This is a genomic window from Pedobacter sp. PLR (genome assembly GCF_026239675.1).
In the GTDB taxonomy this organism is placed as follows: domain Bacteria; phylum Bacteroidota; class Bacteroidia; order Sphingobacteriales; family Sphingobacteriaceae; genus Pedobacter.
Genome location: NZ_JAPIVQ010000003.1, coordinates 60,465 through 80,012, shown reverse-complemented (window position 1 = coordinate 80,012; position 19,548 = coordinate 60,465). Strand labels below are relative to the sequence as shown.

The following is a 19,548-nucleotide window of genomic DNA, read 5'->3' as shown; positions in this document are numbered from 1 at the left end:
AGTTAGAAAATCAGGCATAAAAAAACAGGGTACCTAAAGAAGGTACCCTGTTTTTTAGTTTAAGTCAATTAGTAACCTGGATTCTGAGGTCTCAGGTTAGGATTGTTTTTGTAATCCACTGATGGTAGCGGGAACAATAAATGTTTGTCTTTCAAGATCACATTAGGGGTTGCTGCGAAAGCGTGTCCTACAAAATTATCAAAACCCTGAGTTGATTCATTGTACACTTTTCTTAAGCGCACCATGTCGAACCAGGTAATGCCTTCATAGCACAGCTCATGCCAGCGTTCGCGCCATACAGCTTCTTCAAACTGCGTCTGACCTAAGCCAGCAAGCGGCGTTAATAACGCACGTTTTCTGATCGCATTTACGGCATCTAAAGCACCTTGATTTGGTGCACCATCTGCACGGTTTTGTGCTTCTGCATAATTCAGTAAAACTTCAGCATAGCGAATCTGTGGCCAGTTTAAGCTACTTTGAGCGGTACCTTTCACACCCAATGTTCCATTGGCGATCACATCAAAATGTTTAAAGATATATGGTGCATTTAATTGCTTCAACTCACCAAATCCTCCGGTATAATAAGAGGTATAGAAAAATCCTACTCTATCTTTTGCTCTTAAATCTCCAGCCTCATAAGAGTTGTAAAAATTAGATGTTGGCACCGTGCTACCCACCTCATCACTATAGGCTGAAACGTCTTTAAAGTTAGGCAATAACAGCTGTTGCATTGGATTCGTCGACACAGAAGCCAGGTACTGGATTCCAAACATATGTTCTTTTCTGTTCTCGGTAACCAGGCTATGCAATTCCGCATAGGTATCGAATAAACCGAAACCGCCATCTGTGATTACTTCCAGCGATTTATCCGCAGCAAGTTTATAATAAGCGGCACCTTTGTTTAAAGGAAATCCAGCCATTGTTAAATAGACCTTACCCAATAAAGCTTTCACAGCACCTTTGCTTGCTGTTCCGCTTGCCTGCTGCCATGGTAATCCAGCTGCTTCCGCAATCGTTAAATCATCTACAATTTGCTTATAAACCGCTTCTGTTCCAGTCCTTGCAGGATAAAAATCCGGAGATTTGATGTCCTGAGGGATAAGAATCAAAGGCACATCACCATATAATCTTACCAGATAGAAATAAGCCCATGCGCGCAAAAATCTTGCTTCGCCCAGCACTTGTTTTCTTCTGGTTTCATCCATTACACCGATTCCAGGCACCTTTTGAAGGGTTAGGTTGGTCTGCGCAATCACATTGTACAAGCCTGACCACCAGTTTCTAATCAATAGATTCTCTCCGGTGAAAGATAAGCCGGCAAGGTTATTCAGGTCTGAATTTTGTCCGGTTTCTGTCTTAGCGGTACCGGTAACCAGTTCCAGCATAGAGAAATTGGCAGCAAATATACCCGCCCCATTTCCAATAAAACGCGTCTGTGCATAACCTGCGGCAATAGAAGCTTCAGCATGTTCAGGAATGGTATAATAGGTTTCCGGCTCCAGATTTGAGGGATCTTTTTCTTCGAGGAATTTCTTACATCCGGTTCCAAGCACCACCATTGCAATCAGGAGGATTTTGCTTGAGGATTTTATATTTAATTTCATGATATCTTAATTAGTATTGACAATTTTTAGAACTATAAACTCACATTTAAGCCTACCATAAACGTAGTTGGCTTAGGATAATCGAAGAACGTTTGTCCCTGTGCAAAAGCATTGGAATACGTAGTTACTTCGGGATCATTTCCGGAGAATTTAGTGGCCAGGAAGAAGTTTTGCACACTACCATAAACCCTCATTCTGCTTATTTTCAATTTCTTGGTGATGTTTTCGGCGAAAGTATAACCCAGTAAAAGGTTTCTACCACGGATAAACGAACCATCTTCTACCCAGTGACTATCCACATTGGTTACATAACCAGCTCTGGTATCACGAATGGCTGCGATTGGCGTATTTTGGTTTTGAGGAGTCCATGCGTTTAAAACGGAAGCATAGCTATTGGCAATACCAACGCGATCTTCGGCAGAGTGTTTGGTCATATCCAACACATCATTACCGGCAGAATATTGAAGCTCAATCGTTAAATCTAAGTTTTTATACTTAAAAGTATTGGAGAAAGCACCCCATGCTTTAGGACTACCATTACCGATAATACCACGGTCATCATCATTAATCTGGTAATCACCATTCACATCCAGGTATTTAATATCACCCGGAAGCACTGGCTTACCTGCTCTGTAATTATATTTTGCAGCTTCTGTGCGTTCGCTTTCGCTCCAGGTACCGAGGCGTGTTAATCCCCAGAAAGAACCTACTGCCTCACCCACACGGATAATTCCTGTTTCATTGGTAAATCCAGGATTTCCTACACCGAAAATATCTGCTGGTGTAGCCAGTGAAAGTACTTTGTTTCTGTTAAAGGAAACATTAAAGCTGGTATTCCAGGTGAAATTATCGTTAGTGATATTCACCGTATTGATGGCCAACTCCAATCCTTTATTTTCCATGCTACCAATATTTCTGGTAATTGAGCCGTATCCACTTGTTAATGGTACCGGTGCATCCAACAACATATCTGTGGTTTTTCGGTAGTACACATCAGCTTCCAGGTTAATCCTGTTTTTGAATAATCCTAACTCAACACCTATATCTGACTGCCCAACTTTTTCCCATTTCAAATCTGGATTTGCGAGACGGTTTGTTCCTACACCACCTACTCTTGTATCATCAATAATGGCAGCATATCCTGTACCTAAAACTCCTAATGATAAATAACTAGGGATCTCAGAGTTACCGGTGACCCCATAACTGGCACGTAATTTCAGGTTGGAGATCACGTTGCTTTCTTTAATGAAATTCTCTTCAGAGACTTTCCACGCTACGGCAGCAGATGGGAAGAAAGCGTATTTGTTATTTGCCCCGAATTTAGACGAACCATCCGCACGACCAGTTGCCGTGAACAGGTATTTATCTTTGAAGCTGTAATTTAAACGTCCGAAGTAAGAGTTAAAACCAAAACGTTCTGCTCTTGAACTTCCCGGAATTGGCTTACTTGCCGCGCCTAGGTTATTGTATTGTAAATAATCGGTAGAGAAGTTTTCGCCACTGGCACCAAAACCGAAGATATTTGTTTCCTGCCACGACAAACCTAATAATGCAGTGATTGCATGATCTTTAGAGAAACGTTTGTTGTAAGTCAGGTAATTTTCAAATGACCAATAGGTTTCTCTGTTGTTGTCTAAAGCAGCAGTACCTTTCTGATCAAAAGCGATTCCGTAAAGGCTACGTCCATTGAATTCAGAACGGCCACGGGTTACTATATTTGCACCTATAACAGAGCGGAATTCTAATCCTTCAGCAAGGTTTATATTCGCATAGGCATTACCTAAAGTACTCTGTGTTTGTAATAAATATTTACGGTCTGTCAGGATATGTACTGGGTTAGAACCTCCTTCTGCGCCTGGATAGTTGACGTTATCCGCCCAGGTACCATCTCCATATTTAACAGGCAGGAAAGGGAAACTTTCTGTGATCATCCTTACCGAGTTCAGTCCGCCCGTACCTATATCTACCAGATTTTCCGTTTGATTGGTATAGCTTAAACTTCCGCCTACTTTCAGCCATGTTTTCATTTGACTATCCATGGTAAACCTTCCCGAATAACGTTTCAGGTAAGAGTTTTTCAAGAGACCGTTGTCATCTCTATGGCTCAGGAAGAAGCCATAGGTGGTTTCTGCATTACCACCGGTAAATCCTAGCTGGTGATTTTGAGACAGTTTATTCTGAGTCGCTTCTTCTAACCAATCAGTATCATACAGTGGCTTTCCATTACCATCAAAAAGCAAAGGCAATGATTTTCTTTTGATCCTTGGATCTGTATAATTATTTGCTGCCCATCCTGCAGGATCATAGGTCTTGGCATTGTCGTAGGCTAAGTTTTCTACATCAATGAATTCCTGGGCATTCAGCATTTTCACTCGTTTTGGTCCGATGGTAGGCACACTAACATCTACATCATAAGTGATTCTGTTACCAACAGTTCCTTTTTTAGTGGTGATCAGGATAACTCCGTTGGCACCTCTTGCACCATAAATCGCTACCGACGACGCGTCCTTCAACACTTCTACAGAGGCAATATCACCCGGATTCAGGAAGTCGATTGCATTACTACTTTGTGTTTGTGAACCTACCGGAAGGATTACGCCATCCACTACATATAAAGGATTGTTGGTGGTTTTAATGGAACTGAAACCACGGATACGGATGTTTGTTTGTCCGCCTGGACGACCAGAATTAGAGTTAACCTGTACCCCTGAAATACGACCTGCGAGTGCCTGGTTTAAGGAAGCTGCCGGGCGTTCTTTCAGTTGCTCTTCTTTTACAGAACCTACTGCTCCTGTTAAGTCAGACTTTTTACGTGTTCCGTAACCTACAACCACAACATCATCCAGATCTACCCCTGATGATGGTTTCAGTTTAATGCTCAGTGGTGTTGCACCTGATCCTGCTTCGCGCGTTTGCGTATCATATCCGATATAGCTGAACGATAGCTGATCTGTAGCATTTTCTACTTCAATACTGAATTTACCAGCAGCATCCGTTACTGTAGATTTGTTGTTTTTTAGTGATTTAACGCCTACACCTGGTATCGGTTGAGAATTTTCATCTACAACTACTCCAGTGATCAATATTTTCAGCGCTGCATTATTGGGAAACAAAAAAGTAGAATGGGATTTCGCGGCCTTTATCATCAGCTCAGATGAGGTAGCATGCGCCTGTATCCCCGTTAAACAGAGCAATGGAAGCCCTGCAAAAACTAAGTTTTTAATGTTCATTAGAATTTATATTTAGGTTAGTTATTGATTGTTTTGCATTCCCTGTATGCAAACTCCAGTGCCGAAGCTTTTTCCGGAGGAAGGGACCTAAACCATTTTAACGATTTAGCTTTTTGGTCTGGTAAGTTTATTTATTCATAATTATCCATTTTGGTGAAAATTAGGTTGTCTATCTGGTTGTAGTAATTCGTTTTATTATTTTTTAAAGAAGACATAAGGATTCCTCCCCGATGCCAAAATCAGGTTCCCTTTTCTCAAGGGAATCAGTTAAATCAAATAATTGAGAGGATTTCCGCTAAATAGTTGTGCTAATACGTTTTAAAAAATAGCCAGCGGTCTGTATAATAAAAGTAGAATCATTCATATTTGGTTATATTTTGGTTAATGATCGTTTTATCAAAAAGCATTAGCAACTACTAATACGTTTTACTAAATCAATGATAAAGAATAATTCCTAAATATCAAATAATATGTGAAACTAAATGTAAATCAGCTTCTTGGGGCATTTAACGCCCTTTTAGGTAGGAAATAATGAGTTTTGCGGTTCGTCCGGAAGCACCGGCGGTTCCCATCTTTCCGGATAATTCTGCGTAATCAGCCAACATTGTGGTTCTGACTTCACCGTTAAGCAAGTCTTTTACAATCGCAGTGATTTGCTGAGTATTGCAATCCTCCTGAATGAGTTCGGTGACTACCTTACGATCCATAATCAGGTTTACCAACGAGATAAAGCGGATATTGACCAGCATACGGGCAATGGCGACAGATATTTTACCTCCACGATACACCACTACCTGTGGTACATGGAATAAAGCAGTTTCCAGGGTTGCAGTTCCTGAAGCGACAATGGCCGCTTTGGCCACATGAAGCAGCTGGTAGGTCTGTCCGAAAACCAGGGTTACATTTGCCGTATTTATAAATTGCTGGTAATAGGCGGCCTCAAAACTTGGTGCAGCAGCTACTACAAACTGCTGATCAGGAAAAGCGGCAGTTACACTTAACATGTCAGGCAGTAAGCGCTCGATTTCCTGTTTTCTACTGCCAGGTAATAAAGCGATGATGTCCTTATCGAGCTGGTATTTAGTTTTAAAGTCCGGATCCGGAATAAACTGTGCGATTTCATCCAATAATGGGTTCCCTACATAATCTACTTCCATGCCCCATCCTTTGTAGAACCCGACTTCAAAAGGCAGGATACAAAATAGCTTATCTACGATCTTTTTGATCTTTAATACTCTCTTTTGATTCCAGGCCCATACTTTAGGAGAAATATAATAAGCGACTTTGATGCCGTTTGCTTTGGCAAATTCTGCAATTTTCAAGTTAAAACCCGGGAAATCAATCAGGATCAATACATCCGGACGGTAAGCCAGGACATCAGCTTTACAGGCTTTCATGTTCCTGAAAATGGTTCTTAAGTTCATCAACACCTCTGTAAAGCCCATAAAGGCCATTTCTGAATAGTGTTTTTTCAACTCTCCACCTTCGGCCTTCATTTTATCACCTCCATAATAGCGAAACTCCGCAGCTGGATCTTCTTCTTTTAACGCTTTCATTAAGTTGGCGCCATGCAAATCTCCGGAGGCTTCTCCAGCTACTAAATAGTATCTCATTATTGGTTGATTTTATAAAAAAAGAAAAGGAAAGCCCACAGGAATGTGGCACTGATGATACCCCTACCTGTATTTTCCTTGTTTATTTTAAAGAAGTATTGGAGTAATAAAGCGTTGACGGCAATAGAGGCGATGAGTAATAAATCGGCCCTGGCCAAAAAAGTATAACGGTGCATGAGGTACCAGGAAATACTGCCAAGGATACCGGGAGCCAGTATGCCGACTCCCAGTCCAATAAATACCGAATCTTTAACCCGTTTAAACATCAAATGTCCAGCTGTTCAATACAGGGATGGCATGGTGTGCCGTTAAATCGAATTGTACAGGGACAACGGATACGAAACCATGTTGAAGCGCCCATACGTCTGTATCTTCACCTTTATCATTATTCTGAAAAACTCCGGTTAACCAGTAATAAGGACGTTGGTAAGGGTCTTTACGCTCGTCAAAGTCTTCCGCCCATTTGGCATTTGCCTGACGGCATATTTTTATTCCTTTTAAGTCCGCTCCTTTTGGGAAGTTTACGTTGAGTAAGGTTGCTTGTGGCAGTCCGTTTTTCAATACCTCTTCAGAGATTACTTTAATAAATTTCTTACAGTGACTAAAATCTGCAGCTTCCGAGAAATCATCCAGTGAAAATCCGATAGAAGGAATTCCTTCTATCGCCCCTTCTACCGCAGCAGACATGGTTCCGGAATAGATGACATTGATGGAGTTGTTCAAACCGTGGTTGATTCCTGACACACATAAATCTGGTTTCTGACCTTTAAAGATCTTATTTACCGCCAGTTTTACACAATCTACAGGTGTTCCCGAACATTTGTACATTTCTACGCCTTCATAAAGATCAACGCGATCAAAACGCAATGGTTTTCCGATGGTAATGGCATGTCCCATTCCAGATTGTGGGCCATCCGGTGCTACAACTACCACATTCCCCAATTCTTTCATCACTTCAATCAGGTTTTTAATTCCTGGTGCTGTGATTCCATCATCATTTACCACTAATATATTAGGTTTAGAATTTTGCTTCTTCATAATACAAAAATACGAGATTTAGATAGAATGTTGAGGAATAATCTACTTTCCAACTATATTTGAATTATAACTTACTAAACATGAAGAACAAACTAATGCTACTCGCCTGTTTTTTAATTGCAGGGACGAGTCTAATGGCTCAGTCCGGTTTTCAATGGAAAACGGCAAGCTCGGGTGGATATACTTATAAGTATGTGACCAACGACCCGACAAAATCACGTTTTTATACCTTGAAAAATGGGTTGACCGTGATTTTATCTCCAAACACAAAAGAACCAACGATTGAATTCCGCATGAGTGTAAGAGCGGGAAGTAACACTGATCCGCGTTCTGCAACCGGATTGGCCCATTACCTGGAGCATTTGTTATTTAAAGGAACTGATAAATTTGGCACCTTAGATTTCGCAAAAGAGAAACCTTTACTGGATAAGATTGATGCACTTTATGAGCAATACAACAAGACCACTGATCCGGTGAAGCGTAAAGAGATTTATGCGCAGATTGATAAAACTTCCGGTGAGGCTTCCAATTTTTCTATCGCGAATGAGTACGATAAGATGATGAAATCGATTGGCGGACAATCGACCAATGCACATACCTGGTATGAGGAGACAGTTTACAACGAAGATTTCCCTTCAAATGCGACGGATAAGTTCCTGGCTTTACAGGCAGAGCGTTTCCGTAACCCGATTTTCCGTATTTTCCATACGGAACTGGAAGCAGTTTATGAGGAGAAAAACCGTGGTTTAGATGATGATTCCTGGAAGATCAATGAGAAAACTGCAGAATTATTATTCCCTACCCATAATTATGGTCAGCAGACTACGATTGGTACGGTAGAGCATTTAAAAAATCCTTCCCTGGTAGAGATCAGAAAGTATTATAACAAATACTATGTACCAAATAATATGGCGATCGCCATGGCCGGAGATTTCAATCCGGATGAAATGATCAAAAAAGTAGATCAGGCTTTCTCTTTTATGCAGGCGAAACCGGTAGCCTTATATCAGCCGGCACCAGAAAAACCATTGACGAAAATCCAGAAACTGGATATTTATGGTCCGAGTGCAGAAAGTGTAAGGTTGTCTTATAGAGGTTTTGCAGAGAATACGGAGCAAAGCTTGTTGCTAGACCTGATTTCGAGCATTCTTTCAAATGGTAAAGCTGGTTTATTGGATATCAACTTAAATAAACAACAAAAAGTTCTTCGTGCATCCGCAGCTTATCAGCAGATGAAAGATTACGGGATTTTCTTCCTGGTAGCACAACCTAAACAAGGACAGACTTTAGAGCAGGCGCAACAATTGTTATTGGATCAGTTGAATATCCTTAAAAAAGGAGACTTTGATGAAAGCTTAATAAAAGCAACGGTTGCCAATCAGAAACTGAGCTTATTACAGTCATTTGATGACAATGCCTTCCGTGTGGAGGCAGTTACCAATGAGTTTATTCTGAACCGCGCCACTAAGTGGGACAAGTCGTTGAACGGACAGGATGCGATGGCAAAAATCACTAAAAAACAAGTGATTGACTTCGCTAATCAGTTTTTCAAAGACAATTATGTGGTAACTTACAAACATAAAGGAGAAGATAAGAGTATTGCAAAGGTTGAAAAACCGACGATTACTCCGGTACAAACCAATGCCACAGAAACTTCTCCATTCGCTAAAAACTTATTAGCAAAGCCATCGGCGCCAATTGCGCCTAAGTTCTTAGATTTCAAGAAAGACCTTAATTTCGGTAAAGATGGTATCGCTGAGGTGATCACGGTAGAGAATAAAGAAAACAGTATTTTCCGTATGTCTTACCGCTTTGATATGGGTGCATATAACAATCAATTGATGCCTTATGCAGCTCAATATCTTGCTTTCTTAGCTACAGATAAATATAGCGCTGAAGAAATCAGCAAGGAGTTCTATAACATTGCTTGTAATTACACTTTTAATGTGAGCAACGAAGTGGCTACGATTAACATCAGTGGCTTACAGGAGAATTTTGATAAAGCGGTAAGTTTGGTGGAGCATATCCTGACCAGCTGTAAGGCAAATGAGCAGGCTTTAACGGAGTTAAAAAGCAGAATTCTTAAGTCCAGAGAGAACAATAAGTTAAATAAAGCGGCGATTTTAAGTGGTTTAATGAGTTATGCACAGTATGGTGCGAATAACCCTACCAACTTCACATTAACAAATCAAGAGGTAAACAATATGACTTCTGCGGATTTATTGTCGATTTTACATAACCTGAGAAACTATAAGCATACGATCACTTATTACGGACCAGAGAACCTAAGTACTTTCAGCGCAAACATCAGTAAGTTGCACAAGTTGCCAGCAGAATTTACGGCTATACCAACGGCAAAAAAATTCGTTTACACCAATAATGCAAAAAGCGAGGTTTATTTTGCAGACTACGACATGGTACAATCTGAGGTTAGGTGGGTAAGAAATGCCGGTCAATACGAGGCTGATCTTGCAGGAAAAGCGACACTTTTCAATAGCTATTTTGGTGGTGGTATGGGCTCTATTGTATTCCAAACCATCAGAGAATCTAAAGCCCTGGCTTATTCTACTTTCGCAATTTTCGCCTCTCCTGATCGTGCTGACAAACAATATTCGATGGTTGCTTATGTAGGTAGTCAGGCAGATAAAATGAATGACGCGGTAAAAGGGATGAATGAATTGTTAAATGATCTACCTAAATCGGAGAAATCGTTTGAAGCTTCAAAGTCTAATGCCATGAATGCGATTGAAACCAGCAGAATTACAAAAGATGGTATCATTGCTGCCTATTTTGCGAATAAAAAACTAGGTATCGACCATGATGGTAGAATTGATGAGTATAATGAATTGAAACCTTTAACTTTTACAGATATCAAAACTTTCCACGATACGCGTGTGGCCAATAAGCCATACAATTACTGTATCGTTGCTTCTGATAAGAAAGTGAAATTAGAAGATATGGAGAAATTTGGTGGGTTCAACAAGTTGACATTAGAACAGATTTTCGGTTACTAAACCGTCTTTTTTTTATAAACATACCTGAGTTATAAAAAGGGCTTCCTGAATTATAAAGGGAACTTTGAATCGTAAAAAGGTACCGTTACCTAAAACGAGAAAAGCCGGATCACGATTGTGATCCGGCTTTTCTCGTTTTTATATTTCTGATTAATATATTCTAGATTATCTACTTACAAGGATTTTATCCAGGTCACCAGTTCATCACGGGTCTTTCCTGTTTTCTGTTGTAGTTTACCATACATTTCATCTTCTTTACCTTCTTCGTATTTCAAATCATCATCGGTCAGATCGGCATAAGCTTGTTTAACTTTTCCTTTAATCTCATTCCATCTTCCTTTTAATTCCAACTTATCCATAGTCTTTTTTTTAAATGATTAACAATAAATAGATACCTAAAGAACAGCAGTTAAAACTATTTGTTTGATTTTCTGTAACGTTTTACCCCTCTTGACCATCTTTATTAAGAAGCTTTCCTGGAAAATGGATGTCCATCAGCTTAAAAATCACCCTCAGGGCAAAACATAAAAAAGAATAATTAAGACCAACACGAAAGCATAATCAAGCCCCAAACCAAACCTGAATCAGATGAAAAAATTGCTCTACTTATTATTATTTACGACCTGTATTTCCCAGTCTTCCTGTACGATGATCATCAAAAGTATGGGGAAAAGTCTTGTCAAAAAGTATGATGACCATACCGATATGAATGTATCTTCTTTCCAGGTCATGGATAACAAAGGAAAAGTGCATTCCTTTTCGGAAATATATACCGGAAAAACTGTTTACTTATACACCTGGGAAAACACAAAAAATGGTCCTCCTCATGATAAAAACTATGATGATCTAAAAGCCCGTTTTGCTTCATATCCTGATGTAGTTTTCGCGGATTTATATATTGGATCAGATGAAAAATCATGGCTTGACTTTGTTAAAAAACATTCTGCCACTAATTCCTTATTTCTAGTTAAAGATGCAGTTTCCAGCCCATTCTTAACTGCATTGGAAGGTTCTACAGTTGTTCCTTTCATCATTGGTAAAGACGGGGAGATCCTTTCTTTCAAAGGACCTAAACCACAAGATAAGATCTTAGTGGACTACATTCTCTTTCAGACCAGAAATGGTGTGGATGGCACTGCCTCCGGAAAAAAACTAATCAAAGGTGTGAACAGTGCGCAGAAGTTCAAGACAGAAGAGTTGAACGATTGGTATAAGAAACATTTCAAGGTAAATGAGATCAAGGATTTATCCTTTGGCATTTCCTCTACTCAATAAAAGAACCTTCTATTCGGTAAAAAAGAAGTCGTTTTGATACAAAGAAAAAAACGATTTTGATCCTAAAAGAAAAGGCAGCCTTCGTAAATTACTGAGGCTGCCTTTTTGTATTTGCAATTATTTATTTCTTAGAACCCTGGCCTATTTCTGCTTTTTAGACTTTTCAATGATCTCTTCTACAACTGTTGGATCAAGCAATGTGCTGATGTCACCAAGGTTGTCAATATCACCTTCTGCGATTTTCCTTAAAATGCGTCTCATGATTTTACCCGAACGTGTTTTAGGTAATCCGGTTACAAAAAGAATTTTATCAGGTTTAGCGATGGCACCAATTACACGGGTTACCGTTTGCAGGATATCCTTACGGGTAAGGTCGGCATCGTCATGGATATTCGGGAAAATGACGAAGGCATAAATACCTTGTCCCTTTACCTCATGCGGGAAGCCTACCACTGCACTTTCTACTACACCTGCGTGCATGTTGATGGCATTTTCTACTTCCGCAGTACCGATACGGTGACCGGATACATTGATGACATCATCTACCCTTCCGGTGATTCTATAATAGCCATCTTCATCTCTTAAGCAACCATCACCAGTAAAGTAAAGGTTTTCATAAGTGGAGAAATAGGTCAGCTTGCAACGCTCATGATCTCCATAAGTGGTACGCAGCATTCCAGGCCATGGGAATTTTATACAAAGGTTACCGTTTACGCCATTACCTTCAATTTCTACACCTTTTTCATCTACCAGAATTGGCTGAATACCAGGTAAAGGCAAGGTTGCGAAACTAGGTTTTGTTGGCGTTACAAAGGCAATCGGCGAAATCATGATTCCACCGGTTTCTGTTTGCCACCAGGTATCAACGATCGGGCATTCTCCTTTTCCGATGTTTTCATCAAACCAGTGCCATGCTTCTTCATTGATTGGCTCTCCTACGGAACCTAATACGCGAAGTGAGCTCATATCGATGCCGTTTAGAGGCTCTAATCCGAAGCTCATTAGCGAACGAATCGCCGTTGGCGCAGTATACAAGATATTTACTTTGTGCTTTTCTACGACCTGCCACATTCTGGATGCATCCGGATAAGTAGGGATACCTTCAAACATCAGTGTTGTTGCTCCCTGAGAAAGCGGGCCATACACGATATAAGAGTGACCGGTAATCCAGCCGATATCAGCGGTACAGAAGAATACTTCGTCTTTCTGGTAATTAAATACGTTGGAGAAAGTATAACCTGCATACACCATATAGCCACCAATGGTATGTACTACCCCTTTTGGCTTACCGGTAGAACCAGATGTATATAAGATAAACAACAAGTCTTCGGCATCCATTTCTTCTGCCGGGCAGTTGGTATCTACCAATTTAATTTCATCCTCCCACCATATATCGCGGCCTTTCAGCATAGATACCGGTGTTCTGGTATGCGTTAAAACGATTACACGTTCTACTGTCGGGCAACCGATCAAGGCATCATCAATTACTTCTTTCAATTGAATCTGCTTGTTCCCTCTGAATGCACCATCGGCAGTGATGACCACTTTACATTCGGCATCATTAATCCTATCGGCAATAGACTTCGCAGAAAACCCACCAAAAACTACAGAGTGTACTGCACCAATACGGGCACAGGCCAATACCGCAACGGCAAGTTCTGGCACCATCGGCATGTAAATACAGACACGGTCGCCTTTTTTAACACCATTCTTCTTCAGCACATTTGCGAAACGGCAAACCTGCTCATGTAATATTTTATAACTTAGGGTAATGCTGTCTTTTGTAGGATCGTTAGGTTCCCAGATAATGGCAGGTTTATCGCCATTTTCCGCAAGGTGACGGTCAAGACAGTTTTCCGTGATGTTTAACTTAGCGCCTTCGAACCACTTGATATTTGGTTCTGAGAAGTTCCAGGATAGTACTTTATCCCATTTCTTTCTCCACAAGAAATTATCAGCGATACCTGCCCAGAACTGTTCAGGTTGGTCCACGCTCAACTTATAAGTTTCCTGATACTCTTCAATAGAATTAATTTGCATGATTTGGTTTATGTCAACAACTAAAACTCAAATATAACTTTATTCAGTCCCTATCAAAATTTTAATACAAGGTTTTCCTCTTGTTTTGGGCCTGAATCTCAAGAAAAAACCTTGAGATTAATACTTACATTATCATTTTTTGGATATAAAGGGGGAAATCTTTATGCTCAATCTGCACTAGCCCCTGATTTCCTGCACTTACTTCACAAGATTAGGGTAATTCCCACTTATACAACTGGTTTGCTGCAGATTTATGGCAGTATTTTTAGCCATCCTATAATTGCTATATTATATATTGATGAGTAATCATAATAAATTTAAACTAAAGCTACTGATTGATTGTCTATCCTTTATTAGCAATAATATAAGCCATGACCAAAATTTAAATCACCAACAACCTCACAAACTATGGGTACACAGTTATACGATCAGATTGTTTCAGTGTTAAGAAGGGCCGAACTGGCCAACCAGCATTACCAGACGGAATCTTTAAAGTGGAACCTTGATCCGCACAAAGCGGAGCATCTGGAAATGAGGGAGGCGCTGAAAGAAATTTATGAGGTCAGGATTCCGATAACAATTATATTGATGATGAAAGCCATTGACCTTCCGGAAATAAATAACCTGATCTTACATGATGTATTGCATCCTGATCTCCAGATTGTTCAGCAAGCCTATGGTGTTACCCCTACTTTATACCATATGGAAGAATATAAATCACTTTGGTTACAGCAGCTGGAGAAGGAAAAAAAGCCGGAGCTGACACATTACATCAACGATTTTCGAAGATTTGTCTTACAATTTGAAAACCTATTGGGTGATTTAGAAGAATCTGTGGCCTTGTAATCCGTATAAATGTTGTATATTGCGCCCCGAGAGCATCCACGGTAGGGATCTGGGCAGCAGTCCGTAACACGCTGTAAATAAATTCAAAATATTTTAGATACCTACTTGATGATTACAAATATTTTATTGATATTTGCACACTCTTAAAAAAATTAAGAAAACATAATTAACACTATATTTAAAGGCATGTCTAGAGTTTGTGATTTAACCGGAAAAATGGCAATGACAGGTTTTAATGTTTCTCACTCAAACGTTAAAACTAAGCGTAAGTTTTATCCCAACTTACAACTTCAGAAATTTTATATTCCTGATGAGGATCGTTGGATAACACTGAAAGTTTCTACTTCAGCTATCAAAACCATTAATAAAATTGGTATTACTGAGGCGATTAATCGCTTCATGAAAAAAGGATATTTGTAAATAACATTGGTTGATGTGAATCGACCTTAAGATTAATAAAATGGCAAAAAAAGGTAACAGAGTACAAGTTATTCTAGAGTGTACGGAGCATAAAACTAGTGGCATGCCTGGTATGTCTAGATATATCTCTACTAAAAACCGTAAAAACACTACTGAGAGATTAGAGTTGAAAAAATTCAATCCAGTTTTGAAAAAGGTAACTGTACATAAAGAAATTAAGTAATACATTTAGTATTTAACTAAATACAATCTATTTAGATCATGGCAAAAAAGGTAGTTGCAACCCTTAAAACGGGAAAAGGTAAAGAATATTCGAAAGTTATTACAATGACTAAATCACCAAGAACTGGTGCTTATTCTTTCAAAGAAGTTATTGTGCACAACGATCACGTTCAAGATGCTATTGCATCCAAAAAATAATTTTAATATTTAATTATATTAAAGCCGTCCCTTTTAAATGGGAGGGCTTTTTTTGTTTAGTTAGACATTGTATGGGTTTATTTGATTTTTTCAAGAAAAAGGAAACTGCTCCCGAGGCGCAGGAAGCGCTGGACAAGGGTTTAGAGAAAACTAAAGAGGGTTTTTTGAGTAAAATCACGAAGGCCGTTGCGGGTAAATCGACTGTTGATGATGATGTGCTCGATAATCTTGAGGAGGTTTTAGTGACTTCTGATGTTGGTGTAACCACCACCCTGAAAATTATTGAGCGGATACAAGCTCGTGTAGCTAAGGACAAGTATTTATCAACTTCAGAATTGCATCGCCTGTTGCGTGATGAAATACAACTGATGCTTTCTGAAAACAACAGCAATGATTTCAGGAAGTTTGAATATGGACAACATAAGCCTTATGTAATTATGGTTGTTGGCGTAAATGGTGTTGGTAAAACGACCACCATTGGTAAGCTGGCACATAAACTGAAAGCTGAAGGACTGAGCGTAGTTTTAGGCGCAGCCGATACTTTCAGAGCCGCAGCCGTTGAACAGATCAAATTATGGGGAGAACGTGTTGGTGTACGTGTAGTAGCACAGGCAATGGGATCAGATCCTGCTTCTGTGGCTTTCGACACTTTGCAGTCTGCTGTTGCCAATGGCGAAGATGTAGTGATCATTGATACTGCCGGACGTTTACACAACAAAATTGGCCTGATGAATGAATTGGGTAAAATCAAGCATGTGATGGAAAAGGTAATCCCTTCTGCCCCACATGAAATATTATTGGTATTGGATGGTTCAACAGGGCAAAATGCCTTCGAACAATGTAAACAGTTTACAGAGGCTACCGACGTAAATGCATTGGCCATTACCAAACTGGATGGTACTGCTAAAGGTGGTGTCGTGATCGGAATCTCTGATCAGTTTAAAATTCCGGTAAAATATATAGGCGTTGGCGAAAGCGTGAACGACCTGCAATTATTTGACAAAAAAGCATTTGTAGACAGCTTGTTTAACTAGTTTTAGTTCAACAGAAGAATTCTACTCCAAATAAAAAATCATGAATACAAAACCCACATCTAAAATCATTCCCCTTAAAAAACCTAAAATCAATGTAATTACTTTGGGTTGTTCCAAAAACCTTTACGATTCAGAAGTTTTGATGGGTCAGCTTCGTGGCAATAGCATGGATGTGGTCCATGAATCGGATAAAATGGGGAAAGATGATATTGTAGTCATCAATACCTGCGGTTTTATCGACAATGCCAAGCAAGAATCAATTGATACTATCTTACAGTACAGCGAGCTTAAAGACGCCGGGAAAATTGCAAAAGTAATTGTGACCGGTTGTTTATCTGAAAGATATAAGCCTGAACTGGAAGCGGAAATCACCAATGTGGATGCTTTCTTCGGTACCAACGATCTGACCAATATTTTACATTCATTAGGTGCTAATTATAAGCATGAGTTGATTGGAGAAAGGTTATTGACCACTCCTTCTCACTACGCTTATTTTAAAATTGCTGAAGGCTGTAACCGCCCATGCTCTTTCTGTGCCATTCCTTTGATGCGTGGAAAACACGTTTCCAGAGATATGAATGAGTTGGTGAATGAGGCAAAGATTCTGGCAGCTAACGGTACAAAAGAATTAATTCTGATTGCACAGGATCTGACTTATTATGGCCTGGACATTTACGGAAAACGTAACCTTGATGAGTTGTTAAGACGTCTTTCTGATGTAAATGGAATTGAATGGATCAGATTACAATACGCTTATCCTTCCGGTTTCCCGATGGAGATTCTGGATGCGATGAACGAACGTGATAACATCTGTAAATATCTGGATATGCCTTTACAGCACATCACTGATAACATGTTGAAATCTATGCGTCGTGGTATTACGAAACAAAAGACGATTGATATCGTTAATCAGATCAGAGATAAAGTGCCTAATATCGCTATGCGTACTACTTTAATTTGTGGTTACCCTGGTGAAACAGAAGCTGATTTCGAAGAGATGATGAGCTGGGTTGAAGAAACTAAATTCGACAGATTAGGTTGTTTCACTTATTCTCATGAAGAAAAAACTCATGCCCATGATTTAGTTGACGATGTACCTGCGGAAGTAAAACAGGAACGTGTTGATGCCATTATGGAATTACAACAAGGGATCTCTTATGAGATTAACCAGGAAAAAATCGGTCATACTTATAAAGTACTGGTAGATAGAAAAGAAGGTGATTTCTTCATCGGAAGAACTGAATTTGACTCTCCAGAGGTTGATAATGAGGTTTTAATTGATGCTACAACAGGTTATGCAGCCAATGGAAGCTTCGTAAATGTGAAGATTGACAGAGCTGAGGATTTCGATCTATATGGACAAATTGTAAAATAAATTTGTGATGTATTGACTTCTGGTTTATTAACTTAAATTCGTAGCAATGCAGGCCAGATACATCTCTTACCAGGAAACCAATGCCTTCTCCACCGCTGTACTGGATTACATCGACGGAAAGGATCAGTTAAGTGCTTTTTATAAGTACACACCGGACTTTGAAGGCTTTGCTAAAGCCATCGAAAACCGCAGTTTTAAAGGAAACAGGTCTATACTGACCCGGATCCTCAAAAAGCAATATGCTACCATTAAGGCTCCCTCTTTAGTGGACCAAAATATACATCTTTTAGCTGATGACCGGACTTTTACCATTACGACCGGTCATCAGCTTAATATCTTTACCGGACCACTTTATTTCATTTATAAGATCGTAACTGCTATTAACCTTGCAAAAGAGTTAAAGGAGAAGTTTCCGAATGAAAACTTTGTGCCTGTGTATTGGATGGCTACCGAAGACCATGATTTTGAAGAGATCAACCATGTGAAAATCGAGGATAAAAAGCTAAGCTGGAATAAAAAAGCAGCCGGGGCTACCGGAAGATTAAGCACCAAAGACATCACAGAAACCTTATTATCTTATAAAGGCTACCTCGGCATTACGGAGAATGGCTTGCAGTTGGCTGCCCTGGTAGAAAAGGCATATGAACGACATGAAAAACTTTCTGATGCCACCAGGGAACTGGTAAATGGCTTGTTTGGGAAGTATGGATTGGTATGCGTAGATGCCGATGAGCGGGAGTTCAAAAAGGAATTTGCGCCTGTTATTGAGGCAGATATTATTGGTCAGCATAGCTTTGAACATATTTCTGAGAGTAATGCCGCGTTGGAGGCTAAGGGCTATAAAACTCAGGTAAACCCAAGAGAAATCAACTTCTTTTACATGACAGACCAATTGAGGGAGCGCATTGTAGAAGAGGACAAGGTTTATAAGGTCATGAATACCTCGATTCAGTTTACCGGGGCCGAATTGAAACAGGAAATCAGTGATTTTCCGGAGCGTTTTAGTCCGAATGTAGTGATGCGCCCGGTTTATCAGGAGGTGATCCTGCCAAACCTCGCCTACATTGGTGGTGGTGCAGAGCTGACATACTGGTTGCAGTTAAAAGCAAATTTCGACTATTACAAGATTGATTTCCCTATTTTGTTGCTTAGAAACTCGGCTTTAGTAATCGACAAACGTTCTGAGCTGAAAATGCAAATTCTCGGTATTAGTCATAAAGACCTCTTTAAAAAAACAGAAACACTTAAAAATGACTGGATCAAAGCACATGTCAATTTACAGCTGACCTTAGGCGATGAACAACGCACCTTAAGTGCGATATTTGATCAGATCAAGCTTAATGCTTACAAGATCGACAAAACCCTTTCTCAATCGGCTGATGCCGCTAAGACTAAGGCTTTAAAACTGATTGTTAATTTAGAGAAGAAAATGCTTAGAGCCGAAAAGCGCAAGCATGATACTTCCTTATCACAAATTGACAATTTAAAAGGGAAACTTTTCCCTACAGGGGTATTACAGGAACGGGTGCTCAATATCGCACCTCTATATGTAGCCTATGGCGACGATTTCATCGATTCCCTGATTTTAACTTTCAAACCATTGGACCACCAGTTTACGGTTCTATTTGCTTCATAAAAA

16 protein-coding genes are annotated in these 19,548 nt (G+C 39.7%); 9 read left to right on the top strand and 7 right to left on the bottom strand.

Annotated features, from left to right (window positions below; all coding sequences use genetic code 11):
• Positions 1-68 precede the first annotated feature (68 nt).
• The 5 genes from OQX61_RS07410 to surE form a co-directional block, all read right to left on the bottom strand.
• The gene (locus OQX61_RS07410) at positions 69-1,604 is read right to left on the bottom strand and encodes a RagB/SusD family nutrient uptake outer membrane protein (protein WP_265841014.1); all 1,536 of its coding nucleotides are present in this window, start codon (positions 1,602-1,604) and stop codon (positions 69-71) included.
• 32 nt (positions 1,605-1,636) lie between these two features.
• Positions 1,637-4,834 (bottom strand): TonB-dependent receptor, encoded by a 3,198-nt coding sequence (locus OQX61_RS07405; protein ID WP_265841013.1) that lies wholly within the window; start codon positions 4,832-4,834, stop codon positions 1,637-1,639.
• Positions 4,835-5,340: 506 nt separating this feature from the next.
• Positions 5,341-6,447, bottom strand: a complete 1,107-nt coding sequence (gene lpxB, locus OQX61_RS07400; RefSeq protein WP_265841012.1) for a lipid-A-disaccharide synthase — start codon at positions 6,445-6,447, stop codon at positions 5,341-5,343.
• Positions 6,447-6,713 carry a stationary phase survival protein SurE gene (locus OQX61_RS07395; RefSeq protein WP_265841011.1) on the bottom strand — a complete coding sequence of 89 codons (267 nt, stop codon included), beginning with the start codon at positions 6,711-6,713 and terminating at the stop codon, positions 6,447-6,449. The genes lpxB and OQX61_RS07395 overlap by 1 nt, the downstream gene beginning before the upstream one ends.
• Positions 6,706-7,485: a 5'/3'-nucleotidase SurE gene (surE, locus tag OQX61_RS07390; protein WP_265841010.1), complete on the bottom strand. Its 780-nt coding sequence runs from the start codon at positions 7,483-7,485 to the stop codon at positions 6,706-6,708. Before surE ends, OQX61_RS07395 begins: the two co-directional genes overlap by 8 nt.
• Positions 7,486-7,565: 80 nt before the next feature.
• Between surE and OQX61_RS07385 the strand changes: the two genes are divergently transcribed.
• Entirely contained in the window at positions 7,566-10,499 is a 2,934-nt protein-coding gene (locus OQX61_RS07385) for a M16 family metallopeptidase (RefSeq protein WP_265841009.1), read from the top strand.
• Positions 10,500-10,672: 173 nt separating this feature from the next.
• Here OQX61_RS07385 and OQX61_RS07380 read toward each other — a convergent pair whose 3' ends face one another.
• A complete protein-coding gene (locus tag OQX61_RS07380) occupies positions 10,673-10,858 on the bottom strand; it encodes a CsbD family protein (protein ID WP_265841008.1) in 186 nt (61 codons plus the stop codon).
• A 229-nt stretch (positions 10,859-11,087) separates the two neighbouring features.
• On the opposite strand from OQX61_RS07380, the gene OQX61_RS07375 reads away from it, so the two are divergent.
• Positions 11,088-11,774 (top strand): hypothetical protein, encoded by a 687-nt coding sequence (locus OQX61_RS07375; RefSeq protein ID WP_265841007.1) that lies wholly within the window; start codon positions 11,088-11,090, stop codon positions 11,772-11,774.
• A gap of 141 nt (positions 11,775-11,915) precedes the next feature.
• On the opposite strand, the gene acs is transcribed toward OQX61_RS07375, so the two are convergent.
• A complete protein-coding gene (acs, locus tag OQX61_RS07370) occupies positions 11,916-13,814 on the bottom strand; it encodes an acetate--CoA ligase (protein ID WP_265841006.1) in 1,899 nt (632 codons plus the stop codon).
• Positions 13,815-14,222: 408 nt separating this feature from the next.
• On the opposite strand from acs, the gene OQX61_RS07365 reads away from it, so the two are divergent.
• From OQX61_RS07365 to bshC, 7 genes are all read left to right on the top strand, one after another.
• Complete coding sequence (locus OQX61_RS07365) at positions 14,223-14,660, top strand: hypothetical protein (RefSeq protein ID WP_265841005.1); 438 nt, start codon at positions 14,223-14,225, stop codon at positions 14,658-14,660.
• A gap of 186 nt (positions 14,661-14,846) precedes the next feature.
• Positions 14,847-15,080, top strand: a complete 234-nt coding sequence (gene rpmB, locus OQX61_RS07360; protein ID WP_039866682.1) for a 50S ribosomal protein L28 — start codon at positions 14,847-14,849, stop codon at positions 15,078-15,080.
• A gap of 40 nt (positions 15,081-15,120) precedes the next feature.
• Complete coding sequence (gene rpmG / locus OQX61_RS24325; protein ID WP_008242799.1) at positions 15,121-15,303, top strand: 50S ribosomal protein L33; 183 nt, start codon at positions 15,121-15,123, stop codon at positions 15,301-15,303.
• 38 nt (positions 15,304-15,341) lie between these two features.
• Positions 15,342-15,500, top strand: a complete 159-nt coding sequence (locus tag OQX61_RS07350) for a DUF4295 domain-containing protein (RefSeq protein WP_082461406.1) — start codon at positions 15,342-15,344, stop codon at positions 15,498-15,500.
• A gap of 71 nt (positions 15,501-15,571) precedes the next feature.
• The gene (gene ftsY / locus OQX61_RS07345; protein ID WP_265841004.1) at positions 15,572-16,534 is read left to right on the top strand and encodes a signal recognition particle-docking protein FtsY; all 963 of its coding nucleotides are present in this window, start codon (positions 15,572-15,574) and stop codon (positions 16,532-16,534) included.
• Positions 16,535-16,574: 40 nt separating this feature from the next.
• Positions 16,575-17,909 carry a 30S ribosomal protein S12 methylthiotransferase RimO gene (gene rimO / locus OQX61_RS07340; RefSeq protein WP_265841003.1) on the top strand — a complete coding sequence of 445 codons (1,335 nt, stop codon included), beginning with the start codon at positions 16,575-16,577 and terminating at the stop codon, positions 17,907-17,909.
• Positions 17,910-17,955: 46 nt separating this feature from the next.
• A complete protein-coding gene (bshC, locus tag OQX61_RS07335) occupies positions 17,956-19,545 on the top strand; it encodes a bacillithiol biosynthesis cysteine-adding enzyme BshC (RefSeq protein WP_265841002.1) in 1,590 nt (529 codons plus the stop codon).
• The last annotated feature ends 3 nt before the right edge of the window (positions 19,546-19,548 follow it).